5 protein-coding genes are annotated in these 8,050 nt (G+C 39.8%); 3 read left to right on the forward strand and 2 right to left on the reverse strand.

The genetic code is table 11. The features are described from left to right. The first annotated feature begins 81 nt into the window (after positions 1 to 81). From G6W42_RS10225 to waaF, 3 genes are read left to right on the forward strand one after another with little or no spacing between them, the layout of a single operon-like run. On the forward strand, positions 82 to 1,239 hold the full coding sequence (locus tag G6W42_RS10225) for an O-antigen ligase family protein (protein WP_194173917.1): 1,158 nt from the start codon (positions 82 to 84) through the stop codon (positions 1,237 to 1,239). Continuing rightward, complete coding sequence (locus tag G6W42_RS10230; RefSeq protein WP_194173918.1) at positions 1,211 to 2,242, forward strand: glycosyltransferase family 4 protein; 1,032 nt, start codon at positions 1,211 to 1,213, stop codon at positions 2,240 to 2,242. The genes G6W42_RS10225 and G6W42_RS10230 overlap by 29 nt, the downstream gene beginning before the upstream one ends. Continuing rightward, positions 2,239 to 3,192: a lipopolysaccharide heptosyltransferase II gene (gene waaF / locus G6W42_RS10235; protein ID WP_194173919.1), complete on the forward strand. Its 954-nt coding sequence runs from the start codon at positions 2,239 to 2,241 to the stop codon at positions 3,190 to 3,192. The genes G6W42_RS10230 and waaF overlap by 4 nt, the downstream gene beginning before the upstream one ends. Positions 3,193 to 3,226: 34 nt before the next feature. Here the strand turns inward: waaF and G6W42_RS10240 are convergent, their stop codons facing one another. Next, a complete protein-coding gene (locus G6W42_RS10240; RefSeq protein ID WP_194173920.1) occupies positions 3,227 to 3,934 on the reverse strand; it encodes a DUF6882 domain-containing protein in 708 nt (235 codons plus the stop codon). Between the two features lie 15 nt (positions 3,935 to 3,949). Beyond that, positions 3,950 to 7,561 (reverse strand): DNA polymerase III subunit alpha, encoded by a 3,612-nt coding sequence (dnaE, locus tag G6W42_RS10245; RefSeq protein ID WP_194173921.1) that lies wholly within the window; start codon positions 7,559 to 7,561, stop codon positions 3,950 to 3,952. Between the last annotated feature and the right edge of the window lie 489 nt (positions 7,562 to 8,050).

The raw sequence follows: 8,050 nt of genomic DNA on the forward strand, positions 1-8,050 counted from the left end.
CATCTCACCTTCTCTATATTTTCATTTTATTCAATTCTAGCTAAAATCAAATATAAATAAGTTTTACTAAGGAAGAAAAAAATGATCAATAAATACAATATATATAATATACTACTAGCTATACTACTATTTTCCCTGCCAATAAGTGAAGCTATAAAACAAATGGCTCTATGGTTTTTTATAGTGACTGGTATTTTTATACTTGTAAAAGATAAGACACGAATTAAATTTGATCTTTTAAACATATCTTTTATCTTATTTTTGGTTTTTACTGCGTTAAGTTGTATAGTAAATCAAACATCCATTAAAGTATTATTTGATCCGCTTAGATGTGTGTTATTTTTTATAGTTTTAAGGAATTTAGGGGTCAGATATATAAATATAAAATTAAATATCTATGCATTATTTGCTGGATTCTTAACTGCCTTTGTTTTAGCTTGCGTAACAAAATTCACTTCAAATGACCCATTTGCACCTCTTGAACTAAAATCAATCGGCCACGTAAATCACAGTGCCATTTTTATGTTACTAGTGCTTTTAGTAAGTCTTTCTTTTGTTGGTAGTAAGGATAAATTTTTTAAAAGTTCATGCTTTATTATAGCTATTATCTCTACTTGTGGAATTCTTATCGCTGGTTCTCGTGCTACTATGTATTTACTTCCAGTTGTAATATTTTCAACACTCATATATTTAACAATTAAAAAACATATAAATATAAAATTTACACTATCAATAATCTCTATCTTTGTATTAGCTATCATTACTGTAGCGTTTGTAATGCAAAACGATGCTAGATTTGTCTATAAAATATCACAAGGTATTTCAAGTAATGAGACAAGATGGCCCATTTTTTACTCAGCATTTTATACATGGCTAGAACATCCATTTTTTGGCATAGGTTTAGGGAATTTTAAAGATATAGATATAACCACCTTTTTCCCAGGAAATTCTGAGGTTAGAGTTAGTCATGCACACAATACATTTTTAACATTTTTAACAGAAAAAGGCATCTTTGCACTACTTGCATATTTGGTATTTCAACTATCTCTTTTTATAAATTTTATAAAAAACATCAAGACATCAAACATTGTTTTTTGTGGATTATTGATACTATTATTCAATAATGTTATATCCCTATTTAACACGACATTTCACCATGAAAACGCACTGCTTATGTTATTTATCTGGGTGCTGGCTTTAGGAGTTATAGATGAAAAAAATAGTATTTTTAAGAACTAATCCAAACGCAGTTGGAGGTGCTGAAAGATACTTAAGAAGGCTTGTTAAAGCCCTAAACGAGCTTGGTATCCAAACAGAAATTCGCTCCTATCTTGGCGATGCCAGCGTCTCATCTTGGAAAAAAGCTCTAAATTTCAACCGCCAAGTAAGACGCCAAAAAAGAGATGATGAGTTTTACTTTAGCCTAGAGCGAGTAAGCTGTGCTGACATCTACAGGGCAGGAGACGGCGTGCACAAGGTTTATAGGGCAACAAAGAACTTTTGGTGGCTAAACCCTCTAAATTTCGTCTATCCATATTTAGAGAAAAAGTGCTTTAAAAACTCCCAAAAGATCATCACAAACTCAAATTTCATCAAAGAGCAGATTATCACAACTTATGACATCGATCCCAAAAAGATCACGACCATTTATAACGGCGTAAATTTACCCCAAAGGGTGCAAAAAGCCGAGGCGAAACTAGCTCTTTGTGAGGAATTTGGACTTAAATTTGAGCTTTCTACCCTACTTTTTGTGGGAAATGGCTTTAAAAGAAAAGGGTTAAAAGAGTTTTTGTTCCTTGCCTCAAAGCTAAAAACGCCCGTAAATACGCTCATTGTTGGCAAAGATAAAAACATCTCAAGCTACAAACGCCTAGCTAAAAAACTCGGGCTAAACGCCTATTTTGTCGGCGAGCAAAAAAGCACGGCGAAATTTTACGAGGCGAGCGATATTTTCATCTTTCCAACACACTATGAGCCATTTTCAAATGTCGTGCTAGAGGCACTTAGCTTTAAAAACGTGGTCTTTACGACGGCTCAAAATGGAGCTGGCGAGATATTAGAAGACAAATTTGTGCTTCAAAGCCCAAATGATGAGAGTGCACTGGAGTTTATAGATGAAATTCTCACAAATCACGAGCTTTTAGCGAGCCTGCAAGAGAAGGCTTACGAGCTTTCGCTAAATTTTAGCATCGAGAAAAACGCCGAACTCACTCTTAAAGTTATACAAAGTCTTTTAAAATGAGAGTTTTTATCGAGCTTCCAACATGGCTAGGCGATAGCGTGATGGCAAGCGCTGCAATCGAAAATTTGGTGCAAAATAAGAAAAATTTACAAATCGTTTTTTTTGGCTCATTTGTAGCTTGTGAGCTTTACAAAAGTCATCCAAACTGCGAAAAAGTGGTCGTTGATGAGAGCAAAAAAGCTAAATTTAGATTTTTATCCCTTGCTAAAAGTGCAAAAAGTCTTGGCAAATTTGATCTAGCGCTTAGCTTTAGAAGCTCGTTTGCTAGTAAATTCTTGCTATTTTTTATAAACGCTAGGCAAAAGGCTGTTTTTAAAAGGAGTAAAACCGTCCTTCATCAGGTGCTAAAATATGCAAATTTTGTAAAAAATGCCCTAGGCCTAAGCGAAATTTCTACTCAGCTAAAGCTACATTTTACACCTCAAATTTCAGCCAAAAAAACGCTAGCTCTAAATCCGGGCGCGAGCTATGGAAGTGCGAAAAGATGGTATCCAGAGTATTTTGCACAGGTGGCTTTAAATTACAAAGATGAGTTTGAGATCGTCATCTTTGGTGGCAAAGTCGAGCAAGAAATTTGCGAAAAAATTGAGCAAATTTTAAAAGAAAACGGCGTAGCTTGCCAAAATTTAGCTGGCAAAACAAGCGTCAAAGAGCTTTGTGAGCGCATAGCTGGGCTTAGTAAAAATGGCATTTTCGTCACAAACGATAGTGGCCCTATGCACGTAGCTGCCGCATTTCATGTGCCAACGATCGCTCTTTTTGGACCGACAAAATTTAGCGAAACCTCGCCTTGGGGCAACGAATTTGCAAAGATAGTGCATCTAAATTTAGCTTGCATGCCCTGTATGAAGCGAGTTTGCCCGCTGAAAACGCATGCTTGCATGAAAGAACTCAAGTCACAAATGGTAATAGATGAGATAAATTTACTAAGAAAAGAGCTAGATTATTAAGCTAAGCGCCTAATAACCCAGCCAAAATATAAGCTTAAAGCTTCGAAGAGATATCTGTTAGCCTATTAAGATCATCAAATTTAAAGCTAAGTTTATCTTTAAACTTAGCTACTATCTCATCTTTGTTTTCGCTAAATTTTATCTCACAACCCAGCAAAAGCCCTTTTATAAAAAGCTTGTGATCCAGTTCATAGGCGCTTATACACTCATTTACTACGCTTACTAACTCATTTGCTAAAACTGGCTCTTTAAAGATAGCCTCCGCCCTAAATGCCACATACGCAGCGCCTCCGTCGTAATCAATCCTATAATAGCTTAGCTCCTCGCCAAGCGCCACGCAAGCAACCAAGCTAATCGTGTGACCATTGATCTCTTCATCTAGCTCAAACTGCGCCGTGCTAAACGCTTCAAGCCCAAATTTCTCGCCAAACTCACGCGCCCTATTTGCAAGACCAAGCAAGCGCTCATCAAAGCCATTTACATTTTCATAGCCCCAAAGCCAAGTGTTTGACGAAAAGCTCTCAGAGCCGATAAACTGCATATCAAACTCTTTTTCATCAAAGTAAATTTTGCCACTTTCAAAGTCAGCCTGCCATTTGCTAGCCTCAACCACTTGCTTAAATAATCTCTTTTGAAGCAGCATCGCTCTACCAAGGCAAGCGCTAAAAAGCTCACTCCAGCTAGACTTATCCACACCAAGCTCATCTAAAAAATGGCCCTTTTTTCTAAAAGCATCAAACATTTCTCGTCCTTAAATTTACGCTGAAGCAGCGAGCTTTTCTATCTCTTCGCCTACATCATCACTTACGATAAACTCAGTCTTATAGATGAAAATTTCGCCAGTTGCTTCATTTTTTATCTTCAAAATTAGCCGTTTTTGATTATTTGGAGCATTTTTGCTAAAAACTAGCGAGTAAATTTGCTCCAGCTTTTGCCTGCTAAGCTCGCTAAGGCTTAAAAGCACCTCTAGCTCGGCATACTCTCTTACTTTTTGAGGGGCGCTCGCCTCTTCGTTTTTGCTAAATTTAGAGTTTTGCTTTAGCTTTCTTGTCTTAAAGTCTAAATTTTGCGCATCTTCTAGGCTATAAACCTCATTTAAATTTGTCCTTACAAACTGATCGTCGCGCGAGATATTTATCCTAAAAGCATAAGGCAGATCGCGCTTTGCCTCGTCTTTTACTATATCTTCGATGTTGCTAAGCTCTCTTTCAAAGACGGCGATCTCGATGTTGCCGTGAAAGTCCAGCACATTTATAGTGCCCATTTTTTTGCCACTTTTTGTGATCCTCGTGCTAAAGTCCTCGATCTTGCCAACTACCAAAATTTCAGCACTTTGTGGCAAGGTCTCAAACTCCGAGCTTAGCGTGTATTTGATCTTATTTATCTCGTCTTTATAATCATCAAGCGGATGTCCTGAGAGGTAGATACCAACGCTCTCTTGCTCAAATTTCAAGATCTGCTTGATGTCAAATTCATCATCTATAGTGACGAAATTTATCTTCACATCATTCATGCTATCGTCTTCGCCAAAGAGGCTCTCAGCCGCATTTTTACGTATCTGGGCTGCATTTTTGCAAGCTTCTACGATATTTTCTACATTTTGTAAAAGCATCTTGCGACTAAAGCCAAACTCATCGAAGCAGCCAGCTTTTATAAGGCTTTCAAAGACCTTTTTATTGACCTTAAATGGATCGATCCTTGAGACGAAGTCGTCCATGCTCTTAAACTCGCCCTTTGCGTCACGCTCAGCGATGATGTTCTCAATTGCTGCTCCGCCAACGCCCTTAATAGCTCCAAGCCCAAATATAATGCCATCGTGATCACCATTTTTAACTACGCTAAATTCTTTGGTTGATTTGTTTATAGATGGTGGCAAAGTATCGATGTTTATGCGTTTTATCTCATCGATGTAGCGAACGATCTTATCGACGTTGCTCTCCTCGCTTGTTAGAAGTGCCGCCATAAATTCAGCCGGATAGTAAGCCTTCAGATAAGCCGTCTGAAACGTGACATAAGCGTATGCTGCGGAGTGAGACTTATTAAAGCCATATCCTGCAAATTTGACGATCAGCTCGAAAAGATCATCCGCTTTTTGACCATTTAGTCCCTTTGCTTCAGCACCTTTTACAAACTCGCCCTTTAGCCTGTCCATCTCCTCTTTGATCTTTTTACCCATCGCACGGCGCACAAGGTCCGCCCCGCCTAAGCTAAAGCCGCCTATGGCCTGCACGATCTGCATGACTTGCTCTTGATAGACGATGACGCCGTATGTTGGCGCGAGGATCGGCTCAAGCTCCTTAAATGCGTATGTTATCTCCGCCTCACCATGTTTTCTTTTGACGAAGTCATCAAGCATGCCACTCTCCATCGGTCCTGGGCGGTAGAGTGCTAGCATCGCGACGATATCCTCAAAGCAGTCTGGGCGCAGGCTAGTTCCTAGCTTTCTCATGCCCTCGCCCTCTATCTGAAAGATGCCGATGGCTTGGCCACTTTGTATCATTTTATAAACACCAGAGTCGTTTTTATCGACCTGCTCCCAGATGATGTCCTTGCCAGTGCGCTGTTTAACGAGCTTTATCGCGTTGTCGATAACGGTTAGTGTTTTTAGCCCAAGAAAGTCAAATTTTATTAAATCAACGTCTTCAAGGTATTTGAGGCTATACTGAGTGACAAAGCGATCTTCTGGGCTGTTTGGTTGGCGAAATAGCGGGGTTTTGTTCCAAAGCTCTTCGTTTGAGATGACGACGCCCGCTGCGTGCTGACCGGCGTTTCTGTTTAGCCCCTCAAGATCAAGGGCAAATTTCCAAATTTTAGCCGCCTTTGGGTTTTGGCTTATTAGCTCAGCTATCTTTGGCTCTTTATCATATGCATCTTTTAGCGTTATGTTTAGCTCATCAGGGATAAGTTTAGCCATCGCATCAGCCTCCGCATAAGGCATGTCGCAGACTCTAGCGACATCTCTAATGACACCTTTTGCGAGCAATTTACCAAATGTAATGACGCCAGCAACGTTAAATTTGCCGTATTTTTGCGTGACGTAGTCGATGATCTCGCCACGTCTGCTTTGGCAAAAATCCACGTCGATATCTGGCATGCTAACGCGCTCTGGATTTAGAAATCTCTCAAAAAGCAGGTTGTATGGGATAGGATCAAGGTCGGTGATCTTTAGCGAGTAAGCGACCAAGCTACCAGCTGCGGAGCCACGTCCTGGGCCAACTGGCACACCTCTGCGCTTGGCTTCGTTAATGAAGTCCCAAACGATCATCATATATCCTGGGAAATTCATCTTGTTGATGATGCCGATCTCTATCTCAAGGCGCTTTCTATACTCTTCGTGTAAATTTTCAGGGACAAATTTTAGCCTCTCTTCAAGGCCTTTTCTGCACTCATACTCGAAAAATACAGCGTCATTTTTGAAGCTATATCTGTTTTCTGGCTCTGGGAGGGTTAAATTTCTCTCCTTAGCGCACTCAAGAGTAAATTTAAAATTTGGCGGAGTTGGGTTGCCAAGCTTGATCTCAAGATTGCACTTATCCACGATCTCCTGTGTGTTTTCTATCACTTCAGGGATGTCTAAGAAAAGCTCATTCATCTGCTCTTTGCTTTTAACAAAAAACTCATGAACGCTGTGGCGAAGGCGATTTGGATCATCTAATGTTTTGTTCATCGCGATGCACATAAAAACCTCGTGCGCAGCGGCACGCTCTTTAAAAGTGTAGTGGGTGTCGTTTGTGGCGATCACCTTGATGCCAGTCTCTTTTGCGATACGCAAGATATCATCGTCTATGCGCCTTTGATCGCCGATACCATGACGCATTATCTCAAGGTAAAAGTCGTCTCCAAAAATTTCTTTATACTCAAGCGCGACCTCTTTTGCCCTCTCGTAGCCTTTAGCGCCAAATTTGACATTACGGTCGCTTAAATTTAGATGCCAGCTCACTTCGCCCTGCAAGCAAGCAGAGCTGCAAACTAGCCCCTCGCTGTGCTCTTTTAAGATTTTTTTATTGATACGAGGGTAGTAGTAAAAGCCCTCTATGTAGCTCATGGAGCTAAGATACATCAAATTTTTATAGCCAGTCTCGTTTTTGGCGATTAGTATGAGGTGAAAGCGCTGTTTAGTGCTCTTATCATCGAGCTGCTCGCCGTTATGCACGTAAGCTTCTATGCCAATTAGCGGTTTTATCCCCTCTTTTTTCATCTTTTTGTAAAAATCAATCGCGCCAAACATGTTGCCGTGATCCGTGATCGCTGCTGCCGTGTCGCCTCTGTCATGGAGCATATGAGCTAGCTCTTCTATCTTGTTAGCTCCGTCTAGCAGGGAGTATTCGGTGTGTAAATGTAGGTGTGTAAAGTCAGAATTTTCACTCATTTTTTATCCTTTTTAATGAGTGGATTTTACAAAATTTTGGCTAATAAGGTGCTTGATGAAATCTTAATAGGAGCTTTAAAATTTAGAGTTTTTGCAGTTTGTTCCCAAGTAAGTTGCACGGTCGTGCCACCGTTCTACACAATTTAGCATCTAGCAAATTTTAAAATTAGAGCTGGCATATCACGCTTCTAAATTTAGTAGTCCGCTAAGGCAAGTGAGTGAAGTTTTGAATTTGCTCAAAATATATAAATTTACAAAAGAACTCTGACAAATTTTAAAATTTCATGAACGAGTAATTTCGGCTCTGATTTTAGTGGCAAGCTTTGCGAGACCTAAAATCAGTAGTCAATTCTTGCGAGTGAATGAGATTTTAAAATTTGCTTTGAGATATAAATTTATCAAAAGGGAGACAAGGGGACTCGAGTTACGAGGCCGTCCCCTTATCCCCCTTTTTAAATCCCCCAATCCCCTCGCACGTTAGAAGTGGCA

The sequence above is a fragment of the Campylobacter concisus genome (genome assembly GCF_015230015.1).
GTDB classification, from domain to species: domain Bacteria; phylum Campylobacterota; class Campylobacteria; order Campylobacterales; family Campylobacteraceae; genus Campylobacter_A; species Campylobacter_A concisus_AF.